The following is a 25904-nucleotide window of genomic DNA, read 5'->3' on the forward strand; positions in this document are numbered from 1 at the left end:
GAATGGAAGAGTGATAGGGGGCGTCGGCCTCGGAACGAGCCTTGAGGAGTCGTCAAAGCTGCATGATGTGGCGGAAAGCTTATCAGCTGTCGTTGAACAAACGGCCGCAGCCATTTCCGATATTTCTAATTCAATCAACGGGTTTTCAACTCAAATGTCGGGCATTTCCTCTCAGGCGAAAAAGGTAAGCGAAAGCGCCGGTGAAATCGCCGATATTTCAGTAACCGTGAAAGGCATCTCTGACCAAAGCAACCTGCTCGGCTTGAACGCCGCAATCGAAGCGGCGAGAGCAGGAGAGTCCGGAAAAGGCTTCTCTGTCGTCGCAGATGAGATCAGAAAGCTAGCGACGCATTCAAAAGAAAATGTCGGCCAGATTGACCAGATCACGAAAAAAATCCACAGCCTGCTGAAAGGGCTGGAGGAATCAATTGAGTCGATTAATCAGCATACAGACGGTCAAGCCGCTGCCGTTGAACAAATTTCCGCCACGATGCAGGAGATTTCAGGAAGTGCACAGCATCTCGCAAAAATGGCAGAAAAAGCGCTAGAAGAAGAATAAGAGACCGGGGACAAATGTTCCCGGTCTTTTTTCTATCCTGTATTTCCATGAAATTTGTCTGACGTTTTACTAGTTTTATTCCAGCGGCTGATTTAAAATGTACACATGAACTTACGTGAGGATTGATAGGAATCATGAGTATATTAAAAGCGGAAAATCTGTATAAAACATACGGAGATAAAACATTATTTGACCATATCTCCTTTCATATTGAAGAGAATGAGAGAATCGGATTAATCGGACCGAATGGAACAGGAAAATCAACGCTGCTGAAAGTGATCGCCGGCTTGGAATCTATTGAAGAGGGAGAAATTACGAAATCCGGCAGTGTGCACGTCGAATTTCTTCATCAAGACCCGAAGCTGCCTGCAGGGCAAACTGTGCTGGAGCATATCTATTCCGGTGAATCGGCTGTGATGAAAACCTTGCGTGAATATGAAAAAGCGCTGTATGAACTGGGGGAAGATCCCGAAAATGAACAGCGCCAGAAGCACCTGCTGGCGGCGCAGGCGAAAATGGATGCGAACAACGCGTGGGATGCGAACACCCTGGCGAAAACCGTATTGTCTAAGCTGGGCGTCAACGACGTAACAAAGCCAGTCAACGAGCTCTCAGGCGGCCAGAAAAAACGGGTGGCCATTGCCAAAAACTTAATTCAGCCAGCTGATCTGCTCATTTTAGACGAGCCGACGAACCATTTGGATAATGAAACGATTGAGTGGCTTGAAGGATATTTAAGTCAATATCCCGGCTCCGTCATGCTGGTGACGCACGACAGGTATTTCTTAAACCGTGTCACGAACCGCATTTATGAGTTAGAACGAGGCAGCCTCTACACGTACAAAGGCAACTATGAAGTGTTTTTAGAAAAACGAGCGGAACGGGAAGCGCAGGCTGAGCAAAAGGAAACGAAGCGGCAAAACCTGCTGCGCCGCGAACTGGCTTGGCTCAGACGGGGAGCGAAAGCCCGTTCCACAAAACAAAAGGCGAGAATTGACCGAGTGGAGACGCTTAAGGAGCAGAAAGGCCCCCAGTCATCGGGCTCACTCGACTTTGCGATTGGCTCCCACCGTCTTGGCAAACAGGTCATTGAAGCGGAGAACGTGATGATCGCTTATGACGGCCGCGTGCTCGTCGACCGCTTTAATGAATTGGTCATACCGGGTGAACGGATCGGGATTATTGGACCGAACGGCATCGGAAAAACAACGCTGTTAAACACCCTTGCCGGCCGTCATACTCCAGACGGCGGCCATATTACGATCGGACAGACGGTCAGAATCGGCTACTATACTCAGGATCACAGTGAAATGAATGGCGAGGTAAAGGTCATTGAATATATAAAAGAAACGGCGGAGGTCGTAAAAACAGCGGATGGCGATATCATTACAGCTGAACAAATGCTGGAGCGTTTCCTCTTCCCGCGTTCGATGCAGCAGACGTATATCCGCAAGCTGTCCGGAGGGGAAAAACGCCGTTTATACTTGCTTCAGGTTCTCATGCAGGAGCCGAATGTCCTGTTTCTCGATGAGCCGACGAACGATTTGGATACTGAAACATTAAGTGTCCTAGAGGATTATATCGATCAATTCCCTGGCGTCGTCATCACCGTATCCCATGACCGCTACTTCCTTGACCGTGTCGTCGACCGTTTGATTGTGTTTGAAGGAAATGGCGTCATTTCCCGCTTCCAAGGCTCCTACAGCGACTATATGGGGGAGTCAAAAGCGAAGAAAACCGCTGAAAAACCGGCAGCTGAAGTCAAACTGGCTGAAGCCGAGCCAAAGAAAAAACGAAAAAAGCTTTCTTACAAAGATCAGCTTGAATGGGACGGCATCGAAGATAAAATTGCCCAGCTAGAAGAGAAGCATGAGCAGCTCGAAGCTGATATCGCCGCAGCAGGCAGCGATTTCGGAAAAATCCAAGAGCTGATGGCCGAACAGGCCAAAACAGCGGAAGAGCTTGAGGCTGCTATGGACCGTTGGACAGAATTGTCTCTCATGATAGAAGAGCTGGAAAGCTAAAAAAGCGCGGCCCGCAGCAGGCCGCGCTTTTTTCACATAATGTACAAAAACGAACCTGCCTGCTTATGATAGGATGGAATTGTGTGTCAGCGGCACATGGAAAACTAACGGAGATGATGAAGTATGACATGGACGATCGTGATGTTAATCCTCATGAGTCTGGTGAAAATCGTATTAACCTGTCTTCCAACAGGCGTTATGGAATGGCTGCTCAGCAAATTCGCAGTGCACGCCAAGCTGAGTGACGAAAATGCTGTTCTCTCCCTAGATGGAAAACGTCTCGAAGGTGAAGAGAAACAGAAAGTGATTGACCAATTTAACGAAGCTGTCTTCCTGGAAAAGTATTATATATACCCAGGTGACGAAGAGCGTTATTTACATCCGGAAAACGGCGGCATGCCGCTGGTGATAGATACGAAAAAAGGCAAAAAAGATGTGAAGCTGTTTGTATACAGCTATGACGACCATATCGACGTCGTGAAGCAGTACAAGAAGAAAGTCATTGCGTATCAATTGCTTTCTGAAAGCCTTCAAAAGCAGCCTCTGTCAGTGACAGGAAGTTTGGCTTAAACAGGATAGTGAAAGACGGGTGATTGATGCACTCGTCTTTTTTATTGATTTTTAAAACTTAACGTTTACGTTAAGGTTCAAAAGGTGTATAATGGGAACAGAAACGGCGAAGGGGGATTTACCTTGGAATGGATGAAGATTGACCAAGTAGCCAAAAGAAGCGGGCTGACTAAGCGGACCATCCGGTTTTATGAAGAAATCGGCTTGATTCCAGCGCCGAAACGGACAGACGGCGGCGTAAGGCTTTATTCAGAGGATGATATGGAGGAGCTTGAGAAAGTCATCAGCACAAAAGAGGTGCTCGGTTTTTCCCTTCAGGAGCTTCAGCATTTCATGGAAACCAGCCGCCAGCTAGAGTTAAACAAAGAGGGGTATTTGTTGTCACTGGATCCTAAGGAACGGAAAGAAAAACTGGAGGAAATTCAGGAAACCCTGAATCACCAGTTGGATTTGATTGATGAGAAAATCCGCACATTCGAAAGCTTTAAAGAACGCCTGCAAGGCATGAAAGGTAAAGCGGAACGTGCCATTCAATCAATCGAATGAAAGTTTGCCAAACGCTATTTTTGTAGCGTTTCTTTTAATGGAATAAAGATGGAGGTCAGGTCAAATGGATAAGACAAAACAAGTGAATCAGAAAACGGGCTTGCTCAGTCAGCCGAAAGCTGTATGGGCTGTCGCGTTTGCCTGTGTAATTTCCTTTATGGGAATCGGGCTGGTCGATCCAATTCTTCCGGCAATTGCCGCACAATTACATGCTTCACCTAGTGAAGTATCACTCTTGTTTACAAGTTATTTACTTGTTACCGGATTTATGATGTTTTTCTCAGGAGCCATTTCCAGCCGCATCGGCGCGAAATGGACATTAATTCTCGGACTTATTTTTATTATTGTGTTTGCGGCGCTTGGCGGCAGCTCAAGTTCAATTGCTCAGCTAGTCGGCTATCGCGGCGGCTGGGGATTAGGTAATGCTTTGTTTATTTCAACAGCGCTTGCGGTTATCGTCGGCGTGTCAGTCGGGGGCAGCGCCCAAGCAATTATTTTGTATGAGGCTGCGCTCGGTCTCGGGATTTCTGTCGGGCCGCTTGCAGGCGGAGAGCTTGGAAGCATGTCATGGCGCGCACCGTTCTTCGGGGTATCTGTCCTGATGTTTATAGCGTTAATTGCGATTTCTTTCATGCTGCCGAAATTGCCAAAACCGGCAAAACGCGTCGGTGTGTTTGATGCCATGAAGGCGCTCAAATATAAAGGGCTATTGACGATGGCGGTATCTGCGTTCTTATACAACTTTGGATTTTTTATTTTGCTTGCTTATTCTCCGTTCGTACTGGATTTAGATGAACACGGTCTCGGATATGTCTTCTTCGGCTGGGGCCTTCTGCTGGCGATTACGTCAGTCTTTACGGCGCCGCTCGTGCACAAAGCGCTGGGCACAGTGCGTTCACTCGTCGTTCTCTTTATCGCCTTTGCGGCCATTCTCATGATCATGGGAATCTGGACAGATCATCAGACATTGATTATTACATGTATCGTTGTCGCCGGTGCTGTCCTTGGTATGGTCAATACGATTATGACGACAGCTGTGATGGGGGCTGCGCCTGTTGAACGATCAATCGCGTCTTCAGCCTACAGCTCAGTCCGCTTCATCGGCGGCGCACTCGCTCCGTGGATTGCGGGAATGCTGTCAGAACACTTCACCGCAAGCACACCATATACAGTAGGCGGAATCGTCGTTTTTGTCGGCATGCTTGTCCTTCTCATGGGACGTAAACATCTTGCCGGAGTTAAGGCGGGTCATTAATAACGAAAGACACTGCGCATATGCAGTGTCTTTTTTAATCATGGAACCTTCCCATTACAACCGTATTGTAGTAGTTTCCGTCAGAAAGCAATTTCTCCTTTTTTAAGATTCCTTCTGCTTCAAATCCGTATGTCTTATATAGTGAAATGGCTCTTTCGTTTGTTTCCAGGACATTCAGTGAGATTTTTTTAATTCCGTTGGTATCCGCCCAAGAGAGAGATTGCTGTAAAAGATGCTTCCCGATGCCATAACCCCAAAATTCTTTTAACACGCATACACCGAACTCCGCTTTATGCGAGGATCGCTTTAAGTCAGTTCCCTCACATCTGGAAAACCCCGCGAGCCTGTCCTGCACTTCAGCAACTAAAAATAAGTTTCTCTTTTTCTCAGTATCTTCCTTTATCCGTTGTTCAAAACTCGATGCATCTATGAAATCCTCACCCTTCTCGCGATCCATGTATTCCGTTTCTCCATCAATTTTCAGCCTTAATGCAGACAGCTTCTGTGCATCCTCTGCACAAGCTGATCGAATGGTGTATTGAAGTTCATTTACATTGAATTCTTTTTTGCCGATGATCATGTTATACCCCTTCACTATCAGTAAGTATTATTCGTTATAATGGCATTATAATCGAATTGGTGCAGGAAAGGACATCCGCTTCGGTCAGGCATCGACGCGGCGGGCATTTATCTTGAAGAAACTGAGGATGTATCCGTTCATTTACGATTGCCATATCAGGTGATGGTTCATGCTGAAGAGGGGACGTTTGCCATGGATAAGGCAAAGCCTGACGAATATGATCAGAAGTGTTTACAGGTGCTCTATCATTACATACACAGCGTCATGAAAAACAGCTTTTCGGTTGAATGGTTCACCGCATGGGCTGATGAAAAGAGAGCTGACACTTGATGAATTCACATCGCCATTGCAGCTCATTTTAAAAGACAGAGAGCTCCCGAGAATCGTTCAGAAAAAATGGCAGTAAAAAACCCGCCCTTCAGCAGGCGGGTTTTCTTCGATTTAAAGCACTTTTGTCGTCCAAGACTCGCAGTTCCATGTTTCTGTCGCGATATCTATATAAAACTCTGGCTCGTGGGAAATGAGCAGAATCGAGCCTTTATATTCTTTGAGGGCGCGCTTGAGCTCTTCCTTTGCGTCGACATCCAAGTGGTTTGTCGGCTCATCGAGCACCAGCAGGTTTGTTTCCGAATTGATCAGCTTGCATAATCTGACTTTTGCTTTTTCGCCTCCGCTTAATACGGAAACGCGGCTTTCGATATGCTTTGTTGTCAGTCCGCATTTTGCCAGAGCGGCACGGATTTCATACTGCGTGTAAGAAGGGAATTCGCTCCATACCTCTTCGATGCACGTATTGTTGTTTGTCTCCTTGACCTCTTGCTCGAAATAGCCGGTAAAGAGATGCTCGCCGCGTTCTACAGAGCCTTCAAGCGGCTGGATTTCGCCAAGCAGGCTTTTCAGCAAGGTCGTTTTTCCGATCCCGTTTGCGCCGTAAAGAGCGATTTTTTGGCCGCGCTCCATGCGGAGGTTGAGCGGACGTGATAGGGGGGAATCGTAACCGATTACCAGATCCTTCGTTTCAAAAATCAGCTTGCCTGACGTTCTCGCCGGCTTGAAGTGGAATTCCGGTTTTGGCTTTTCTGCCGCCAGCTCGATCATATCCATCTTATCGAGTTTCTTTTGGCGGGACATCGCCATGTTTCTCGTGCTGACACGGGCTTTGTTGCGGGCAACGAAATTCTTCAGCTCTGCGACTTCCTGCTGTTGCTTTTTGTAGGCGGCTTCAAGTTGCTGTTTCTTTACCTCGTAGACTTCCATAAACTGATGGTAGTCGCCGACATAGCGTGTCAGTTCTTGATTTTCAACATGATAAATCAGGTTGATGACGCTGTTTAAGAACGGAATATCATGGGAAATCAGGATGAACGCGTTCTCGTATTCCTGCAGATAGCGTTTCAGCCATTCGATATGCTGCTCATCAAGATAGTTGGTCGGCTCATCGAGAAGCAGAATTTCCGGCTTTTCAAGGAGAAGCTTGGCGAGAAGAACCTTGGTGCGCTGTCCGCCGCTCAGATCGGTGACATCGCGCTCTAATCCGATATCGCTCAAGCCGAGGCCGCGGGCGATTTCTTCCACCTTGGAATCAATGATATAAAAATCATTGTTCGTCAGCGCGTCTTGAATTACGCCGACTTCTTCAAGCAGCTTTTCGAGCTCGTCGGGATCAGCTTCACCCATTTTGTTGTAAATCTCGTTCATTTCTTCTTCCATCGCAAATAAATAATGGAATGCGTCTTTCAGGACGTCACGGATGGATTTTCCTTTTTCCAGCACGGTATGCTGATCCAGATAGCCGACACGGACATTTTTTGACCATTCGACTTTTCCCTCATCAGGTTCAAGCTTTCCGGTAATAATATTCATAAAGGTTGATTTTCCTTCACCATTTGCGCCGATCAGTCCGACGTGCTCGCCTTTTAACAGGCGGAAGGAGACGTTATTAAAAATGGCCCGGTCACCGAAGCCGTGGCTTAAATCCTTTACAGATAAAATACTCATGTTTACACCTCTATCGTTTGAACACGCACAATCGGCGTGAAATATTCACCCTTTTGATTATAAAGGAGGAATCGGAATGTTGAAAGGTATAGGAAAGAAAAAGAAAAATTGCGTTCCGGGCGAGGTTTTGAGATACTATGGAATAGATTTCAGGAATTGAGGAGAACAAAAATGACGCAAACTTGGCCATTTTTACATAATGCACAATCATTTATACAAGAGAATTGGAATGCTTCCGGCTTTCAAAAGCCAACCCCTGTTCAGGAGCAGGCAGCACAGCTGATCATGGACGGAAAGGATGTCATCGCGGAATCTCCGACAGGCACAGGCAAAACACTTGCATACGCACTGCCGGTCTTGGAACGGATCAAACCAGATCAGAAGCATCCGCAGACGGTGATTTTAGCGCCTTCGCGTGAGCTGGTGATGCAGATTTTTCAGGTGATTCAGGATTGGAAAGCGGGCTCAGAGCTGCGCGCGGCTTCCTTAATCGGCGGGGCGAATGTGAAGAAGCAGGTCGAAAAGCTGAAGAAACATCCGCATATCATTGTTGGTACGCCGGGCAGGGTGTTTGAACTGATTAAAACGAAGAAACTCAAAATGCATGAAGTGAAAACGATTGTACTGGATGAAACGGATCAGCTTGTCCTGCCGGAGCATCGCGAAACGATCAAGCAGATCATTAAAACGACATTAAGAGACCGGCAGCTTCTATGTTTTTCTGCCACTCTTAAAAAGGAAACAGAAGACGTGCTCCGTGAATTGACGCACGAGCCTGAGATTCTGAATGTGGCTAGAAGCAAAGCGGAAGCAGGCAAAGTGAAGCACCAATACCTCATTTGTGACCAGCGTGACAAAGTTAAGCTGCTGCAAAAGCTTTCAAGACTTGAAGGCATGCAGGCGCTTGTGTTTGTGAGAGACATCGGCAACCTGAGCGTATACGCGGAAAAACTGGCGTACCATCATGTCGATCTTGGCATTCTTCACAGTGAGGCGAAAAAGATGGAGCGGGCGAAGATCATTAAAGCGTTTGAACAGGGCGAGTTTCCGCTGCTGCTGGCGACTGACATTGCCGCGCGCGGCTTGGATATCGAAAACCTGCCGTACGTGATTCATGCTGATATTCCTGACGAAGACGGCTATGTTCACAGATCAGGCCGAACAGGACGGGCTGGGAAAGAAGGCAACGTGCTGAGCCTCGTAACGAAACTGGAAGAATCAAAGCTGAAAAAAATGGCGAAGAAGCTTGGCGTGGAGCTGAGTGAAGCTGTTTATGCAGGCGGAAAATTGAAGACGAAATAAAAAGGAGGGCGGAAAGCCCTTCTTTTTGTTGTAAAATAATAGAAAAAGGTTCGTGCGGGGTGAGGAGATGGCTTCAATAGACAGATTTCAAATATTGAAGGAGCCTGAGCTGAAAATTCTTGAACAATGGTTTGAAAATGAGGATACCATGCGAAGAATGGATGGGATGCTGCCATTAGATGTGTGGTATGCACGAGTGAATAAAGATGAAGACAATACTGTCATCATGGCATATGACGGGCAGCTGCCGGCAGGGATGGTTGTTATGGAGTTCGTGGGGGAGCGGGCGTATATTGGATTGATCGTAAATCCTTTGTGCCGGCTTCAAGGGTACGGAAAACAGATATTAAAAAAACTGCTGAATGACCCTGATTTTACTAGAGTGCGGGAATGGGCTGCATGCATTGAAGAAGACAATCGAATCAGTTTGGCTTGCTTTCAAGCAGCTGGATTTACTATGGAAGAACCTGATGAAGATGGCTTTCTCACTTTGATTCTTCGGACCTGACCATACACAAAAACAAGGAGGGCAAAAAGCCCTCCTTGTTTTCATTATCATGTCAGCTCGGATCACTGACTTTGATCAGCTGTTTTCCTTTATTTTCGCCTTTAAATAAGCCGAGAAACGCGTCAGGAATGTTTTCGAAGCCTTCTGTGATGGTTTCCTCGTAATGGAGCTTTCCGTCCTTCAGCCATTCGGCCAGCTGTTTTGCTCCCTCAGAAAAGCGATCGGAGTAGTCGCCTACAATAAACCCTTGCATTAGAGACTTCGTTTTGATCAGCTTCGATTGGACGCGAGGTCCTATGTCATCTGCTTCACTTTCCGCGTTGTAGGAAGAAATGGCGCCGCACACCGGAATGCGGGCAAATTCATTGAGCAGGTTCATGACCGCATCTGAAATCGGCCCGCCGACATTGTCAAAATACACATCGATACCGTCAGGACAAGCGTCTTCAAGCGCTTTCTGGATATCTTCTGCTGTTTTGTAATTGATGGCTTCGTCAAATTGCAGCTCCTGTTTTAAATACGCTATTTTTTCATCAGAGCCTGCGATGCCGACGACTCGCGCGCCTATGATTTTGGCAATTTGCCCGACCGCTGAACCGACGGCTCCCGCAGCTCCGGAGACGACCACGGTTTCACCTTCCTTCGGGCGCCCGATGTCCAGCAGTCCGAAATATGCCGTCAAGCCGGTCATTCCCAAAATGCCGAGATAGGCCGAAGCGGGAGCGAGGCTTGTATCAATTTTTCGCAAGGCAGACTCGCTGACAGCCGAAAATTCCTGCCAGCTGAGGTTTCCGATGACGATATCGCCTTTTTTCAGATGCTCACCGTCTGACACGACTTCAGCGATAACCCCGCCAGAGAGTGCTTCATCCAAGCCGAACGGTTCAACATATGACTTCGTATCCTGCATACGGCCGCGCATATAAGGGTCAACCGATACATAAAGCGTTTTGACAAGCACTTCACACTGCTGGGGTTCAGGGACGGGGATCGTTTCAAAGCGGAAGTCTTCATGAACGGGAACCCCTTGCGGACGTCTGGCTAATTGAATCTGCTGTTGAGTTTTTGTCATATTCATCCTCCTATTACTTGATTGACACCAATGTAACACGGACTAGTGATGAAATACAAAAGGTAAACCGGCATGCAAAAAAGGTTATAGAGGAACTTATGCTTTCTACAAGCTCTTTTGTTTTAAAAGTTCTCTTTAGTCATTTATCATTATTAGAAAAAAGAACAGAAAAAGAGCTTCTGCACACTAGTTAAGATTGGCTAGTGTATATGTCGATTCTTCTTCATATTCTTGCAAGCATCTGCTAGGGGGAGCTTAGTCGTTCACATTTTGCTTTCCCATCAATCTGCCATAGCAAAGTCTATGCAATTGTTTTGCATCTGCAAAGCATTGCTCAATTTTTTCACTTTTATGCTGAGTTTTTCTGAAACAGACAATCGATTGTACTCGACCATTTTCTTTTTCAATTTAGTAATGTTTACTTTTTAATAAAACACGCGGAAAAGCAAACGAAAACATATTAATTAAATTTTAGGTATTTATTAAAAGCTTATAGGTTTATTTACCTTTTTCTTGAATTGCAATTGAGAAAATCCATATATTGCGGACACTAATAAAAGAATACCTGCTGAAACATAAACTAAACGAACTCCAAGGAAATCTGAAATAGCTCCTATAGCCAGAATTGAAAACATAAAAATGAACTGTACTAAAGAAGACCTTGCAGACATTATATTAATTCGAGTTTGCTCGGTTGTTATGTTCTGAATAAATGTTTCTTGTGTAAGATCTCTTAATATATAAGCCGGCCCCATAAAGAGAACCAATATTAGAGCTAAGTATGAATTACTTATAAATCCATATATTAAAGTTAAACTTCCATATGAGACAGCACCAATTAACATAAAATTAATTAACTTATTTTGAAATCTCTCCGACAGCTTATATATTATAAATCCCCCTATCATCGAACCTAAATAGTATGCTCCATTAATAAATCCCCACCATGATTCTCCTTTATGCAAGACTTCGTTAACGAAAGCTAAAGAGACAGACCCTATCCAAATCATTCCTGCCCATGACTCAATTAAATCCATAATAATAATTGTTCTAAGTTTCTTTTGGCTAAATAAATACCGCCAACCACTTACTATACTCTTATTGGGAGAATTTTTTTCACGTATGACAGAATTAGCGTGGCCGTGTGGTAGACAAAATAAGAGAGAAATAAGAGATGTAAACAACAAAAAGATAGTAAGTATAATAGTATATCCCTCACCTAAAAATGCAATTATGAGACCACCTAAAGACCAGCCTACAAATTGAAAAGTTTGGTCCACTGTAGATAATAATCCATTTGCCTTTACTCTTTTATCAGGAGAGATTATTTCCCCTATAATTGCACTTTTTAAAGGTGAGAACCATCCATTAAAAAAGGAAATACAGCTAATAATAATAAAGACTAAAATGAGAGTTTGATTAGAGTAAGTTCTTAATAAAGAATAGAACAAACATATTAACAACAGCATTTGTATCAATTGAGAAATAATTATTGTAAGATGCAGTTTTAATCGAATTGTTATTAACGGTAATATAGCACTTCCAAAAATACGAAAAATAATACTTATTAATGTCACCATAGAGGCGATGGTTGTCGAATTGGTCATTTTAAACAAAAACGAAATCACTACCATAGTATATAGAGAAAAACCTAAATTTGTAGTGGTCTGGCTAAATAAAATAGAATAATAACCTTTACTCATATGTATCCTCCCTTGGAATAACTTTTCTCGGTAAAGAGCTTAAACATATTTAAACACCTTAAAACAACAAAAGTAAAGAAAAAATTTCCTTGTAAACTATTTACTTTTATTCTATTTATTGTTATTGTTTATTTAAGTTCTCTGACTATTCTATCAATAGCCAGGGAACCACATATCTTATTAAAGGGGGGAAAACCATGAAAAAATTAAGAAAAAACTGGAGAAAATCGATTGTTAGCCCGGTTCTTTATACTAATGAAAAATGGTAAACATTTAGGGAATAGCATTTAAATGCTATTCCTTATTTCAATAAACAAATCGGGAGGTTATCGTAAATTGACTCTATTAATGCAAGATCATAAATCAATTTACAATAAAGATATAGAAATATTAATTGAAGTTGAAGAACTTATTACTTTTGTTCCAGAAAATAACAAAAATGATTTTAAGAGTTTAATCGATAATAGAATTATGACTCTACTAAATAAAATTCAACACCCTGTAGCAGCTGAAAATGTGTTTGGTATGTGTATTGCTTATCCGAATACTTACATAAGGTATAGATTAATTGATTTCGTTGAAAAATGGGTACCTTATTTCTCTGCTGTAGAAACTATAATCAATCTAACGCAGGATCCGGATGATTTAGTTTCTTTTAAAGCTATGGATGTCTGTGCAAATCATAAAATTGAAGAATCGGTAGCATATTTGTCTTCGATCATTGATGATGTCAGGGAGAGTATAAGCTACCCTAAAAAACCTGTGGGATTAGGGGCCCAAAAAGTATTAAGTACATTATTAGATATATTCGGTGTTGAAAAATATGAAGAGCTAGTAATGCTAAAAAATTATTTTGATCAAAATGGTATCCTTCCTAATAACTTTGACTTTGAAGAAAAAATTCCTCAAAGTCTAATAGAGGAATTCGAAAAAACAGAAGAAGATGGGATGATTTTAATTCCGGGTGGCTTTTTTGAATTCGGTTTAAATGAAAATGAAATTCCTGACAAAACATTTAATTGGAAAGATGCTGTTCCTAGACAAAAAGTATGGTTACCTCCATTTTTTATTGATAAGTATCCTGTTACAAATAAAGATTATGATATCTTTACCGAGTTCATAGAGGAAAATGGGCATATATTCTGTCATCCTAATGAACCGCAGAATAAACAACATAGAAGAAATACATATTGGGATGATAGGTATTTAGATAATCATCCCGTTACAGGTATAGATTTTTATGATGCATTTGCTTACGCAAGATATAAGGGGAAAGAATTGCCAACCGAGTTTCAATGGGAAAAAGCTGCTCGAGGCGAAAAAGGTAATATCTGGCCTTGGGGAGATAAATTTGATCCTGCAAAGGTTCAATATGCTGGAAGTCTTTATAATGAACCCATTACTTCTTTAAAGTCCTGGAGAGAAAATTTATTAAAAGCTCATGCTGATAAAGAATTAAATCATTTAACAAGTGATATTTTTGAACAAAATGGTGAAAGTCCCTATGGAGTATGCGGTATGATCGGCGGAACATGGGAGTGGACTAGAAGTGAGCTTAAAACAAAGAGAGCTTTCCACCCTATTTTTGAGAATGTACCATTTAATAGTGTTAACTCATTTGCCGTTCTTAAAGGAGGATCATTCTTCTCTCATCCAGGCTTAATGTTCCCTTCCTTTAGAGCAAAAGATATTCCTTTCTGTCGACACAATGAAATGGGAATTAGATGCGTAAAGAATATTCCAGTATATAAAATTAGAGAATCAATTAATGGGCCAATTACTAATAAAGCAATTTATTAATCATCCTAGATTAGAGACTTGATAAAAGTATACTAACATTGTGTAATAATGTTCAGCTTGTAGAAAAAACAATGTTTTTTCTACAAGCTTTTATTTTAAATGTTTTTAATAATTATCGGATTGAGAATCAGAAAAAGAGACATTAAGCCCAAGCTTCGTTGTGTATTACGATTTTCAATATATTTTTTTGGAAAATATACAATATTCCGTTAATTTATATTTCAATTTTTAATTGAACCTGCAATAGCAAATCCCCTTACCACTGTTTTGATTCTTTCTTTTTCTGATACACAAGCTAATTTTGTCACTTTTTTTGGTCTTTCCACACATTTCGAGGGATGACTTACTATAATTCTTTCGGTCTTTTCTATGTCTTGTTGAGATTCGAAGAGATATACAACTTTAACAAGTTGGTCAATAAGAACAAATTTAATTTTATGTTAAGAGTATCTCGTGTGGAACATGAGAAGAATAACGTGTTTTTTTAGTTAAACATCAATTAAAATGTGAGAATGAAATATTATAAGGGAAAATGAAGGCTGTCAAGTTTCTCGACAGCCCTAGGCATTCCTCTCCTTTTTATGTCGCCCGTAATTTCGGGCACAGGCCCGTCGGCAGGCACATGGGCTTCTGGTCGATCGGGCTTCTCATGATGCAGCATTCCAAGCCGAAGACTTCACGGAAAAACGGCTGGGTAAACACATCTTCCGGTGTTCCGGCATTGTATATTTTTCCGTCCAGCACACTGATCAGATAGTCAGCATATTGAGCGGCCTGGTTTAAATCATGGAGCACCATCACAACGGTGCGGCCATGATCGCGGTTTAGCTTTTTCAGCAGCTCGAGCACTTCAATCTGGTGTGAAATGTCTAAATACGTGGTCGGTTCATCAAGCAAAAGCAAATCAGTGCCTTGCGCAAGCGCCATGGAAATCCATGCTCTTTGTCTTTGGCCGCCTGACAGGGCATCCAGTGTCCGTTCTTTCAGCTCAATCATGCCCGTTGCGTCCAGCGCCCACTCTACCATGTCGTGATCCTCTTGGGTATGCTTGGATAACAGCTTTTTGTGAGGATGTCTGCCGAAATAGCATAATTCCTCAACCGTCAATCCCTCAGGCGCCTGAGGAGATTGAGGAAGAATGGCCAGTTTTTTTGCGACTTCTTTTGACGACTGGCGGTGTATATCTTTTCCTTCTAATAAGACCGTACCGCTTTTTGGAGCCATCAGCCTGGCGAGCGATTTGAGGATTGTTGATTTCCCGCAGCCATTGGCGCCGATGAGCGCAGTGACTTTTCCTTCTTCTATCTTTAAATCGACTCCGTCAATAATCACTGTGCTGTCATATGAAAGAGTGAGCTGGTCTGCAGCCAGTTTTCCCATGGTATCCTCTCCCTATTGTTTCCTCGCTTCGAATTTCAATAAATATAAAAAATAAGGCGCGCCGATCACGGCTGTCAATATTCCGGCCGGTATTTCAACCGGAGGCATGATGCCGCGCCCTAACGTATCTGCAATTAATAATATAATAGCACCAATCAATGCTGATGCAGGCAGTAAATATTTAGCTTTTTCTCCGGTAAGCCGTCTGGCGATATGCGGAGCAAGCAAGCCAATAAAACCGATTGAGCCGACGACGGCTACACAGCTTCCCGCCAGTGCAACCGCGGTGAAAATCAGGATGAATCTCAGCCGGTTTGCGTTTTCGCCGAGACCCTGCGCAAGCTCATCACCGAGTGACATAAGATCCAGCTTCGGTATGAGAATGCAGACGATCGGAAAAAGAACCAAAAGCCATGGTGCAAGCAGCTTGACTTCTTCCCAGTTTCTTCCCCATAGGCTCCCTGTCAGCCAAATGAGTGCAGCATTCACGTCGCCCGGAAACTTGACCATCATATATTGCATCCCGGCGTGGCAAACCGCGCCTAAGGCAATGCCTGATAAAGCCAATGAAGAGGGCTGAATGCTTTTTTTGCGGGCTATCATTAATAATAGTACAGCAATAATGGCTGCTCCGGCAAATGCAGAGAACGGAAGCACGTACACCGGCGATTCAGGAAAGATCAGAATGACAGCCATCGCCGCAAGTCCGGACCCTTTTGAAATGCCGACAACGTCCGGGGAAGCGAGCGGGTTGCGGATGACACCCTGCAAAATCGCTCCGGCCGCGGCAAGCCCGGCACCGGCCAAAATCGCTAATATAATCCGTGGAAGGCGGTATTGCTGGATGATGAATTCAAAGGAATGATCCAGTCCCAACAAGTTCGTCACTACCGCATCCGGTGAAATGTATAATGCACCGAAGCCGATGCTGATGACGGACAGAACGATCAGAATCACGGCCAATATGAGTATCGCCAGCAAGGGGCGTTTTTGTTTTCTGGTTGTTTTCTTCATTTCAGATTTCGCCCTTTCCTTGCCAAATATAAGAAGAACGGTGTTCCGATAATCGCGGTGACGATGCCGACCGGTGATTCATAAGGAAATGCAATCCACCTGGCCAGAACATCTGCGTACACCAGCAATATGGCACCGAGCAGCGCCGAAAACGGAAGCACGTATTGATAATGTTCTCCGATCAGCTTGCGGACAATATGTGGAACGAGCAGTCCGACGAAGCCGATCGGCCCGGCGACAGCTACAGAAGCACCGGATAGAATTAAAATGATAAAGCTGATCAGAATCCGGATGCCGTTCATATTTTGCCCAAGCCCTTTTGCTGTTTCGTCTCCGAGACCAAGTACAGAAACAGAACCGGAAAACACGAGGGCAAGCCCGATGCCGATGACAGAAAACGGAGCGATGGTCATGACGTCCTGCCAATTGCTTCCGTCAATCGCGCCTGTCATCCAGTACAGAACATCCTCTCCCGACTCATTTAAAATAATGATGGCCTGTGTCATGGAGGAGAGGAACAGATGCACCGCCATTCCCGACAATGCCAGCTTGACAGGTGTCATTCCGCCGGATGAGGCAATCATATACACAATCGCGCCGCCTGCAGCCGCACCCGCAAAAGCGAATACAACGGAAGAATAGGGCGATGCCGGCAGAATGACGAGAGAAGCAACGACAAAAAGCGATGCACCCGCATTCACACCGAAAATTTGAGGTGAAGCCAGAGGGTTTCTGGTCATGGCCTGCATCAGCGCCCCTGCTACGGCCAGGCTGGCGCCGACGAAAACGCCGATCAATGTGCGGGGAAGGCGAAGAGTAGAGATGATGAGCTGTTCCTTTGAACCATCCCATACAAAAAGATATTTCAATGAATCTATGATGCCGATGTCTGAGGCTCCTACTGAAAGATTCAGCCCAAGCCCGAATATCAAAATGATCAGTGCGATGATGAACATCATCAGTCTTGATGATGAGCGCCGTTTGGGTGAATGATACAACAGTCTCACTTCCTTACTGCGTCTGGTTGCAAAAACGAAGAAGCAAGGATTTCCCCTCGCTTCTCATTTGTCCTATTTATTATACACTTTTTTAAGCACGTCTTTGGCGCTTGTTTCACTAGACTTGATGCCTCTGAATCTTGTCCAAGTGTCACGGTCCGCATCATAGACTTGTCCGTTTTTCACCGCTTTGAGATTTTTCCAGAGCGGGTTCTTTTTCCACTCATCTACAATTGTCTTGCCTTCGTTGGCTGAGATGAACAAAATATCAGGATCGATTTTGCTCAATTGCTCGAGGCTGACCTCTTGATAGGCGTTACCTGACTGCACAGCGTGTGTAAAGCCAAGCATTTTAAAGATTTCTCCGTCATAAGATGATGACGTATGAAGCTGGAAGGAATCTGCTCTTGCAACTCCGAGAACGATGTTGCGGTTTTCGTCTTTCGGGAGTTCCGCTTTTAGATCGTTGATGACTTTTTTGTGCTCGGCAAGCTTTTCTTTACCTTCATCTTCTTTATTTAATGCTTTAGCAATGGTTGTAAAGCTGTCGATCGTTTCGTCATATGTCGCTTCCCGGCTCTTTAATTCTATCGTCGGGGCGATTTGTTTCAGCTGTTTATAAATGTTTTTATGGCGCTCAGCGTCAGCGATAATTAAATCAGGCTTCAAGGAACTGATGACCTCAAGATTTGGTTCGCTGCGTGTGCCTACAGATGTATAATCAATGGAGCTGCCGACAAGCTTTTTAATCATATCTTTTTTGTTGTCATCGGCGATGCCCACCGGCGTAATGCCAAGATTGTGAACGGCATCCAAGAATGAAAGCTCAAGCACTACCACCCGCTTAGGTGTGCCGCTTACTGTCGTTTTTCCTTCTTCGTCATGGATTACTCTGGAATCCTTAGACTTGCTTTCGCTGCTCCCGCTGTTATTCTGGCTGGATGAACAGCCGGATACAATGAAGCAGGCGATTAATAAAACACTCATGATGGCAATCAACTTGTTAGAATAGGTGCGCATGTCATTCTTCCTTTTTTTAGATTTAGTAATGAGAATCATTATCACATGTAAACACTATAATAGCATGGCTCATCATGTCAATATTTTTTTAGTAAAGAAAGCTTCGGTTTTACTGCTTTCTCATGAAAGCATCATCAGACACAAATAAATGGTATACAGCATTGCCGTGTCTGCGGGATAAAAACGCATTGGCATTGGTTTTAGAGGTTTCGAGCATTTCAGCGTTGACATATGGAAGGAGAGCGCCGAGATAGCCGGACAATTTCTTTTCTATTTCTTCTGCGAGTGCGAATTCAATGTCGCCGATATTCATAATAATCGAGAAAACAAAGTCGATATCGATATGAAAATGTTCCTCAGCAAAGACCGCAAGCTCGTGAATTCCGGGTGAACAGCCGGATCGCTGATGAAAAATCTGTTTGACTAAATCACTCACAACCCATGCATTATATTGCTGTTCTGGTGAAAAATATTGCATTAGACATACCTCCTGCTTGTACGGATAAAGTGCAATTCATGATCGTTTGCTCCGCGCAGCGGTTTCTCTTTGATTTTGACTTTTCTGAAAATAGTTCCGTTCCTACCACTTTATCATGGGCCGAAAATAAATGGCTACTACCATTCTTCCTGTTTTTCTATTCAATGTTCTGGAATCTGTTTCGTCCATAGGTGATCGGGTATGAAAGAAATATAGTAATCATGAAGGAGGAATGTCGGAATGAAACCAGTTGTAAAAGAGTATACAAACGACGAACAGCTCATGAAGGATGTAGAAGAATTACAGCAAATGGGTGTTGCGAAAGAAGATGTATACGTCTTAGCTCACGACGATGACAGAACGGAACGGCTGGCAGACAACACGAACGCCAACACGATCGGAGCCAAAGAAACGGGTATCAAGCATGCGGTAGGAAACGTGTTTAATAAAAAAGGGGACGAGCTCCGCAATAAAATTCATGAAATCGGTTTTTCTGAGGATGAAGCCGCTCAATTCGAAAAACGTTTAGATGAAGGGAAAGTGCTTCTCTTTGTGACCGATAATGAAAAAGTGAAATCCTGGGCGTAATGCAGGGAAAAAACCCAAAAGGCCAACTTCGGCTTTTTGGGTTTTTTTGCGGTCTTTGCGGTGTAGTTTTGCAGAATGCCGCAATAAGATAGCGGAACATTTTCGGTTCTGGATGTCCCTCAATTTGCTATCATATCTTTGTGAGAAATTGGAATATAATCTCACAAAATAGAAAATGGGGGTTCATAGTGAATGAAAAAAGTGATGTTAGCCACGGCTCTGCTGTTAGGGTTGACTCCAGCTGGCGCGAACGCGGCGGATTTAGGCCATCAGACATTAGGATCAAATGATGGCTGGGGCGCGTACTCGACCGGTACAACAGGCGGATCAAAAGCGTCGTCCTCGAATGTGTATACCGTCAGCAACAGAAACCAGCTTGTCTCGGCATTAGGCAAGGACACCAACACAACGCCAAAAATTATTTATATTAAGGGAACGGTTGACATGAACGTCGATGACAATCTGAAGCCGCTTGGTTTAAATGATTATAAAGATCCAGAGTACGATTTGGACAAATATTTGAAAGCCTATGATCCTAGCACATGGGGCAAAAAGGAGCCGTCGGGGACACTAGAAGAGGCGAGAGCACGCTCTCAGAAAAATCAAAAAGCACGAGTCATGGTGGATATTCCTGCAAACACGACGATCGTCGGTTCTGGGACAAATGCCAAAATCGTGGGCGGAAACTTCCAGATCAAGAGTGATAATGTCATCATCCGCAACATCGAATTCCAGGATGCTTATGATTATTTTCCGCAATGGGATCCGACTGACGGCAGCTCAGGAAACTGGAACTCACAATACGACAACATCACGATAAACGGCGGCACGCATATATGGATTGACCACTGTACATTTAATGACGGCTCACGTCCGGACAGCACATCGCCAAAGTATTTCGGCAGAAAATATCAGCACCATGACGGCCAAACCGATGCCTCTAACGGCGCTAACTATATCACGATGTCTTACAACTATTATCACGATCATGATAAAAGCTCCATTTTCGGATCAAGCGACAGCAAAACATCTGATGATGGCAAATTAAAAATTACGCTTCACCATAACCACTACAAAAATATCGTCCAGCGCGCACCGAGAGTCCGCTTCGGACAGGTTCACGTATACAATAACTATTATGAAGGCAGCACAAGCTCCTCAGATTATGCCTTCAGCTATGCGTGGGGAATCGGAAAATCATCTAAAATCTACGCTCAAAACAATGTCATTGACGTACCGGGACTGCCAGCTGCTAAAACGATCAGCGTATTCAGCGGGGGAACGGCTTTATATGACTCAGGTACACTTCTAAATGGCACGCAGATCAGCGCATCGGCTGCAAACGGGCTGAGTTCTTCTGTCGGCTGGACACCGTCACTGCACGGCACAATCGATGCTTCCGCGAATGTAAAATCGAATGTTATATCTCAAGCGGGTGCGGGTAAACTAAATTAAGAAATGTAAAAACACAAAGGGCTGCTCACCTTTGTGTTTTTTAATTAATTAAAATGTTTATTAACTTAGTTAAGGAGTAGAATGGGAAAGGGGATCGGAAAACAAGTATATAGGAGGAGACCTATTTATGGCTTCAGAAAAAGACGCAGGAAAACAGTCAGCAGTAAAGCTTGTTCCATTGCTAATTACTGTCGCTGTGGGACTAATCATTTGGTTTATTCCCGCTCCGTCCGGACTTGAACCTAAAGCTTGGCATTTGTTTGCGATCTTTGTCGCGACAATTATCGGCTTTATCTCCAAGCCCTTGCCAATGGGTGCAATTGCAATTTTTGCATTGGCGGTTACTGCACTAACTGGAACACTTTCAATTGAGGATACATTAAGCGGATTCGGGAATAAGACCATCTGGCTTATCGTTATCGCATTCTTTATTTCCCGGGGATTTATCAAAACCGGGCTCGGTGCGAGAATTTCGTATGTATTCGTTCAGAAATTCGGGAAAAAAACCCTTGGACTTTCTTATTCACTGCTGTTCAGTGATTTAATACTTTCACCTGCCATTCCAAGTAATACGGCGCGTGCAGGAGGCATTATATTTCCTATCATCAGATCATTATCCGAAACATTCGGATCAAGCCCGGCAAATGGAACAGAGAGAAAAATCGGCGCATTCTTATTAAAAACCGGTTTTCAGGGGAATCTGATTACATCTGCTATGTTCTTAACGGCGATGGCGGCGAACCCGCTGATTGCCAAGCTGGCCCATGATGTCGCAGGGGTGGACTTAACATGGACAAGCTGGGCAATTGCCGCGATTGTACCGGGACTTGTAAGCTTAATCATCACACCGCTTGTGATTTACAAGCTGTATCCGCCGGAAATTAAAGAAACACCGGATGCGGCGAAAATCGCAACAGAAAAACTGAAAGAAATGGGACCGTTCAAAAAATCAGAGCTTTCCATGGTTATCGTTTTTCTTTTGGTGCTTGTGCTGTGGATTTTTGGCGGCAGCTTCAACATCGACGCAACCACAACCGCATTGATCGGTTTGGCGGTTCTATTATTATCACAGGTTCTGACTTGGGATGATATTAAGAAAGAACAGGGCGCTTGGGATACGCTCACTTGGTTTGCGGCGCTTGTCATGCTGGCCAACTTCCTGAATGAGCTAGGCATGGTGTCTTGGTTCAGTAATGCCATGAAATCTTCTGTATCAGGATTCTCTTGGATCGTGGCATTCTTAATCTTAATTGTTGTGTATTTCTATTCACACTACTTCTTTGCAAGCGCGACAGCCCACATCAGCGCGATGTATTCAGCATTTTTGGCTGTGATCGTGGCAGCGGGCGCACCGCCGCTTTTAGCAGCACTGAGCCTCGCATTCTTCAGCAACCTGTTCGGGTCAACGACTCACTACGGTGCTGGAGCGGCTCCAGTCTTCTTCGGAGCAGGCTACGTTCCGCAAAGCAAATGGTGGTCCATCGGATTTATCCTGTCGATCGTCCATATTGTCGTATGGCTTGTCATCGGCGGATTATGGTGGAAAGTACTAGGAATATGGTAGAAAGAAAAAGGCAGACACGGTCTGCCTTTTTTATTTTAAAGCAATTCCCTTATCTTCATTCAACTAATCTGCAAAACATATTTCCTCCTATTGTTTACCTTCAAAGATATGGATTTTGAAAAATGAGAAAATTCCCTATGAAAAATGGTATGATCTAGGTAGAAAGGACGGCTGGTGCTGTGGTGAAAAAGCGGTTCCATTTTTCCCTGCAAACAAAAATAATGGGGCTGATTGCGGCTCTGCTGGTTTTTGTCATTGGTGTGCTGACTATTACGTTAGCCGTTCAGCATACACAGGAACAACGGAGACAGGCAGAGCAGCTGGCGGTTCAGACTGCGAGAACCATATCTTATATGCCGCCGGCTAAAGAGCTCATTGAGAGAAAAGGCGGACATGCGGCTGAGAAGCAAGAGGTCATTGAACGAATGAAAGAACAGACTGGCGCGTATGCCATTTATGTGTTGGACGAAAAAGGAGACATTCGGAGCGCCTCGGGTAAAAGCGGCCAAAAGAAACTGGAGCGCAGCAGAGAAATTTTGTTTGGCGGCTCGCATGTTTCTGAAACAAAAGCGGATGGACGAAGAGTCATTAGGGGGAGCGCGCCGATTATTAAAGAGCAGAACGGATACAGCCAAGTGATCGGCAGCGTGTCTGTTGATTTTCTGCAAACCGAGACAGAACAAAGCATCAAAAAGCATCTGAGAAACTTGAGTGTGATCGCTGTGCTTGTGCTGCTGCTTGGATTTGCCGGTGCCGCCGCACTGGCGAAAAGCATCAGGAAGGATACGCTTGGCCTTGAGCCGCATGAGATCGCGGCTCTTTATCGGGAGAGGAATGCAATGCTTTTCGCAATTCGAGAAGGGATCATTGCCACCAATCGTGAAGGCGTCGTCACCATGATGAATGTATCGGCGGCCGAGATGCTAAAGCTTCCCGAGCCTGTGATCAATCTCCCTATTGATGACGTTATGCCGGGAGCCAAGCTGAAGAGTGTGCTTGAGCAAGGAGAAATGCTGCCGAACCAAGAGGTAAACGTCAATGATCAAACTTTTATTATCAATACGAAAGTGATGACTCAAGGCGGGCAGGCGTATGGGATTGTCGTAAGCTTTCGGGAGAAAACAGAGCTGAAAAAGCTGATCGATAAACTGACAGAGGTTCGCAAATATTCAGAGGATCTTAGGGCGCAGACCCATGAATTTTCAAATAAGCTTTACGCGATCTTAGGGCTGCTTGAGCTTGGTGAGTATGATGAAGCCATTGATCTGATTAAAGAGGAATACGCGATACAAAATGAGCAGCATGATATTTTATTCCATAACATCCATTCGCAGCAGGTGCAGGCGATTTTGTTAGGAAAAATAAGCAAAGCATCGGAAAAGAAGGTCAAGCTTTCTATTGATGAGAACAGCTCGCTCGCGCCTCTTCCTGCACATATCGGCTTGTCTCATCTCATTACGATTATCGGCAACTTAATTGATAACGCTTTCGAAGCTGTAGCGGATCAAAGCGTGAGGGAGGTATTGTTTTTCATCACGGATATGGGCCGTGATATTGTCATCGAAGTATCAGACACAGGGCCTGGTGTACCGCTTGATAAGACAGAAGCTGTGTTTGAAAGAGGTTATTCCTCAAAGGGGATGAAGAGAGGCTACGGTCTGGCCAATGTGAAAGACTCAGTGCGTGAACTGGGCGGCTGGATCGAACTGGCGAATCAAAAAACTGGCGGTGCGGTATTCACTGTGTTTATACCGAAGGAGGAATAAAGGGGGAATCCATTTGATTCACATCGCGATTGCGGAGGATGATTTTCGGGTTGCGCAAATCCATGAGAGATTGATTGAACAGCTTGATGGATTCAAGATTATCGGCAAGGCGGCCAATGCCAAAGAAACAATGGCGCTTTTGGAGAAACAAAAGGCTGATTTGCTTTTGCTGGATATTTATATGCCGGACGAGCTTGGGACCACATTGATTCCTGAGCTACGAAGCCGATTTCCTGAAGTGGATATTATGATTATCACAGCGGCTACAGAAACCCGTCATTTGCAGGAAGCGCTCAGGGCAGGGATTGCCCACTATTTGATCAAACCCGTAACGGCTGACAAGTTCAGACAGGTGCTGCTTCAGTATAAAGAAAAAAGGAAGCTGCTTTTGTCTCAGCCAGAGGTCAGCCAATCCATGATTGATCATATTTTCGGGAACAGTGTGAAGACATCTTTGCCGGCAGAGGATTTGCCGACAGGCATTAATTCGATTACACTGCGAAAAATTAAGGAAGCGCTTCGAACTGCGTCAGAAGGATTGACAGCGGAAGAGCTTGGAGAAAAAATGGGAGCGTCACGAACGACTGCCCGCCGCTATGCCGAGTACCTTGTGGCAAAGGATGAAGCAAGAGCCGAGCTTGAATACGGGATTATCGGCAGGCCGGAGAGAAAATATTATTTGGCGGCGGACTAGATATGAAAAAATGTATGATTCTATTGATTGCTTTATTGGTCTTTATGCAGGGGGACATCAGGCAGGCGGCTGCGCCGCGCCTGCCTGACGGGCCGATTGAAATTGTCGTCCCCGCTGAACCTTCTGGCGGCTGGGATGTCACAGCGCAGGCGATCCAAGCTGTTTTGAGGAAGAAGCAGATCGTGAAGGATGAGGTTCATATCGTCTATAAACCCGGCGGCGGGGGAGATAAAGGCTGGAAATATGTCAACGAAAGCAGCAAACAGACCATCAGCATGACGTCCAGTTTAATACTGAGCAATGATCTTCTTGGGCAAAGCAAATTGAAAATTGACGATTTTACTCCGCTCGCCATTCTCTCCAAGGAATGGCAGACGGTTGCATTGCCAAAAGGATCGGCGTTAACTAATGGCAAGGATTTGCTGAACGAGATTAAGATGCATCCCGGCAAGGTGAAAATCGGCTTTGCCCCGGGCCTTGGCAATGATGATCAGCTCTCGTTCGTCAGAGCGGCAGATATGTACGGCATTGACTCTTTTGACATTCAATTTTTGCAGTATGACAGCAGTGAACAGCTCATTCAGGCGCTGATCAGACATGAGATAGAAGCGGCTTCAATGACACTTTCTGAAGCGAAACCATATGAGCGGCACGGCGATATCATGTTAGCTGCTGTAACGTCTGATAAAAGACTTCCCGGTTTTCCTGATGTACCAACGTGGAAAGAGCAGGGGATTCCGTTTGTTTTTTCACATTGGAGAGGGGTTTTGGGTCCGAAAAACATGTCGGAGGAAGAGATTTCTTTCTGGGATCAAGCGCTAAAGAAGGTCACATCCTCGCCTGAGTGGAAGCGGAAAATAAATGAACTGGACTGGGAAAGCTTTTATTTGAACAGCAGGGAAACGAAACGGTTTCTTGACCAGCAATCCGCTTTTTACCAAAGCATTATGACAGGGAATTAAGATCCCGGCATTCCGGGATCTTTTTGATGTGCCCAAAAATGATCAAAAAGAACAAAACGGTTATAAAA

General features: G+C 44.4%; 24 protein-coding genes. 15 read left to right on the forward strand and 9 right to left on the reverse strand.

Translation table 11 applies throughout. The features are described from left to right. The first annotated feature begins 154 nt into the window (after positions 1-154). The 5 genes from GYO_RS44300 to GYO_RS26425 all read left to right on the forward strand — a co-directional run bounded on the left by GYO_RS44300 (position 155) and on the right by GYO_RS26425 (position 4954). Positions 155-559, forward strand: a complete 405-nt coding sequence (locus GYO_RS44300) for a methyl-accepting chemotaxis protein (protein ID WP_369888597.1) — start codon at positions 155-157, stop codon at positions 557-559. A gap of 134 nt (positions 560-693) precedes the next feature. Beyond that, entirely contained in the window at positions 694-2583 is a 1890-nt protein-coding gene (locus GYO_RS26410) for an ABC-F family ATP-binding cassette domain-containing protein (protein ID WP_014112998.1), read from the forward strand. A 123-nt stretch (positions 2584-2706) separates the two neighbouring features. Further along, on the forward strand, positions 2707-3153 hold the full coding sequence (locus GYO_RS26415; RefSeq protein WP_014112999.1) for a YfmQ family protein: 447 nt from the start codon (positions 2707-2709) through the stop codon (positions 3151-3153). A gap of 123 nt (positions 3154-3276) precedes the next feature. Then, positions 3277-3699, forward strand: coding sequence for a MerR family transcriptional regulator (locus GYO_RS26420; protein ID WP_003223002.1), 423 nt, complete (start codon positions 3277-3279; stop codon positions 3697-3699). A 64-nt stretch (positions 3700-3763) separates the two neighbouring features. Beyond that, positions 3764-4954 (forward strand): MFS transporter, encoded by a 1191-nt coding sequence (locus GYO_RS26425; protein ID WP_014113000.1) that lies wholly within the window; start codon positions 3764-3766, stop codon positions 4952-4954. Between the two features lie 34 nt (positions 4955-4988). On the opposite strand, the gene GYO_RS26430 is transcribed toward GYO_RS26425, so the two are convergent. Further along, positions 4989-5534, reverse strand: a complete 546-nt coding sequence (locus GYO_RS26430) for a GNAT family N-acetyltransferase (protein ID WP_014113001.1) — start codon at positions 5532-5534, stop codon at positions 4989-4991. Between the two features lie 192 nt (positions 5535-5726). Here GYO_RS26430 and GYO_RS44065 point away from each other — a divergent pair, with 192 nt between their 5' ends. Beyond that, positions 5727-5864, forward strand: a complete 138-nt coding sequence (locus tag GYO_RS44065) for a hypothetical protein (RefSeq protein ID WP_014113002.1) — start codon at positions 5727-5729, stop codon at positions 5862-5864. 111 nt (positions 5865-5975) lie between these two features. Here the strand turns inward: GYO_RS44065 and GYO_RS26445 are convergent, their stop codons facing one another. Beyond that, positions 5976-7532: an ABC-F family ATP-binding cassette domain-containing protein gene (locus GYO_RS26445; RefSeq protein ID WP_014113004.1), complete on the reverse strand. Its 1557-nt coding sequence runs from the start codon at positions 7530-7532 to the stop codon at positions 5976-5978. Positions 7533-7703: 171 nt separating this feature from the next. Between GYO_RS26445 and GYO_RS26450 the strand changes: the two genes are divergently transcribed. Then, positions 7704-8834: a DEAD/DEAH box helicase gene (locus tag GYO_RS26450; protein ID WP_014113005.1), complete on the forward strand. Its 1131-nt coding sequence runs from the start codon at positions 7704-7706 to the stop codon at positions 8832-8834. A 67-nt stretch (positions 8835-8901) separates the two neighbouring features. After that, on the forward strand, positions 8902-9342 hold the full coding sequence (locus tag GYO_RS26455) for a GNAT family N-acetyltransferase (RefSeq protein WP_014113006.1): 441 nt from the start codon (positions 8902-8904) through the stop codon (positions 9340-9342). A gap of 52 nt (positions 9343-9394) precedes the next feature. Here GYO_RS26455 and GYO_RS26460 read toward each other — a convergent pair whose 3' ends face one another. After that, positions 9395-10414: an NADP-dependent oxidoreductase gene (locus GYO_RS26460; protein WP_014113007.1), complete on the reverse strand. Its 1020-nt coding sequence runs from the start codon at positions 10412-10414 to the stop codon at positions 9395-9397. A 482-nt stretch (positions 10415-10896) separates the two neighbouring features. Continuing rightward, the gene (locus tag GYO_RS26470; RefSeq protein ID WP_014113008.1) at positions 10897-12117 is read right to left on the reverse strand and encodes an MFS transporter; all 1221 of its coding nucleotides are present in this window, start codon (positions 12115-12117) and stop codon (positions 10897-10899) included. Positions 12118-12453: 336 nt separating this feature from the next. Between GYO_RS26470 and GYO_RS26475 the strand changes: the two genes are divergently transcribed. Then, positions 12454-13917: a formylglycine-generating enzyme family protein gene (locus GYO_RS26475; protein ID WP_014113009.1), complete on the forward strand. Its 1464-nt coding sequence runs from the start codon at positions 12454-12456 to the stop codon at positions 13915-13917. A 579-nt stretch (positions 13918-14496) separates the two neighbouring features. On the opposite strand, the gene yfmF is transcribed toward GYO_RS26475, so the two are convergent. The 5 genes from yfmF to GYO_RS26500 all read right to left on the reverse strand — a co-directional run bounded on the left by yfmF (position 14497) and on the right by GYO_RS26500 (position 18807). Then, on the reverse strand, positions 14497-15297 hold the full coding sequence (yfmF, locus tag GYO_RS26480) for a Fe(3+)-citrate ABC transporter ATP-binding protein YfmF (RefSeq protein ID WP_014113010.1): 801 nt from the start codon (positions 15295-15297) through the stop codon (positions 14497-14499). 12 nt (positions 15298-15309) lie between these two features. Beyond that, complete coding sequence (gene yfmE, locus GYO_RS26485; RefSeq protein ID WP_014113011.1) at positions 15310-16311, reverse strand: Fe(3+)-citrate ABC transporter permease YfmE; 1002 nt, start codon at positions 16309-16311, stop codon at positions 15310-15312. Continuing rightward, complete coding sequence (gene fecD, locus GYO_RS26490) at positions 16308-17309, reverse strand: Fe(3+) dicitrate ABC transporter permease FecD (RefSeq protein WP_041520887.1); 1002 nt, start codon at positions 17307-17309, stop codon at positions 16308-16310. The genes yfmE and fecD overlap by 4 nt, the downstream gene beginning before the upstream one ends. Before the next feature lie 72 nt (positions 17310-17381). After that, positions 17382-18329 (reverse strand): Fe(3+)-citrate ABC transporter substrate-binding protein YfmC, encoded by a 948-nt coding sequence (yfmC, locus tag GYO_RS26495; RefSeq protein ID WP_014113013.1) that lies wholly within the window; start codon positions 18327-18329, stop codon positions 17382-17384. Between the two features lie 109 nt (positions 18330-18438). After that, complete coding sequence (locus tag GYO_RS26500) at positions 18439-18807, reverse strand: YfmB family protein (protein WP_014113014.1); 369 nt, start codon at positions 18805-18807, stop codon at positions 18439-18441. A gap of 240 nt (positions 18808-19047) precedes the next feature. Here GYO_RS26500 and GYO_RS26505 point away from each other — a divergent pair, with 240 nt between their 5' ends. The 6 genes from GYO_RS26505 (at position 19048) to GYO_RS26530 (ending at position 25836) form a co-directional block, all read left to right on the forward strand. Next, the gene (locus GYO_RS26505) at positions 19048-19395 is read left to right on the forward strand and encodes a YflT domain-containing protein (RefSeq protein ID WP_003223026.1); all 348 of its coding nucleotides are present in this window, start codon (positions 19048-19050) and stop codon (positions 19393-19395) included. A 192-nt stretch (positions 19396-19587) separates the two neighbouring features. Next, entirely contained in the window at positions 19588-20850 is a 1263-nt protein-coding gene (locus GYO_RS26510) for a pectate lyase (RefSeq protein WP_014113015.1), read from the forward strand. Positions 20851-20977: 127 nt separating this feature from the next. Further along, positions 20978-22414 (forward strand): anion permease, encoded by a 1437-nt coding sequence (locus tag GYO_RS26515; RefSeq protein ID WP_014113016.1) that lies wholly within the window; start codon positions 20978-20980, stop codon positions 22412-22414. A gap of 179 nt (positions 22415-22593) precedes the next feature. Next, a complete protein-coding gene (yflR, locus tag GYO_RS26520) occupies positions 22594-24180 on the forward strand; it encodes a two-component sensor histidine kinase CitS (RefSeq protein WP_014113018.1) in 1587 nt (528 codons plus the stop codon). A gap of 13 nt (positions 24181-24193) precedes the next feature. Continuing rightward, positions 24194-24874 carry a two-component response regulator CitT gene (gene citT, locus GYO_RS26525; RefSeq protein WP_014113019.1) on the forward strand — a complete coding sequence of 227 codons (681 nt, stop codon included), beginning with the start codon at positions 24194-24196 and terminating at the stop codon, positions 24872-24874. A gap of 2 nt (positions 24875-24876) precedes the next feature. Next, positions 24877-25836 carry a tripartite tricarboxylate transporter substrate binding protein gene (locus tag GYO_RS26530; protein WP_014113020.1) on the forward strand — a complete coding sequence of 320 codons (960 nt, stop codon included), beginning with the start codon at positions 24877-24879 and terminating at the stop codon, positions 25834-25836. Positions 25837-25904 lie beyond the last annotated feature (68 nt).

The sequence above is a fragment of the Bacillus spizizenii TU-B-10 genome, from assembly GCF_000227465.1.
Classification (GTDB): domain Bacteria; phylum Bacillota; class Bacilli; order Bacillales; family Bacillaceae; genus Bacillus; species Bacillus spizizenii.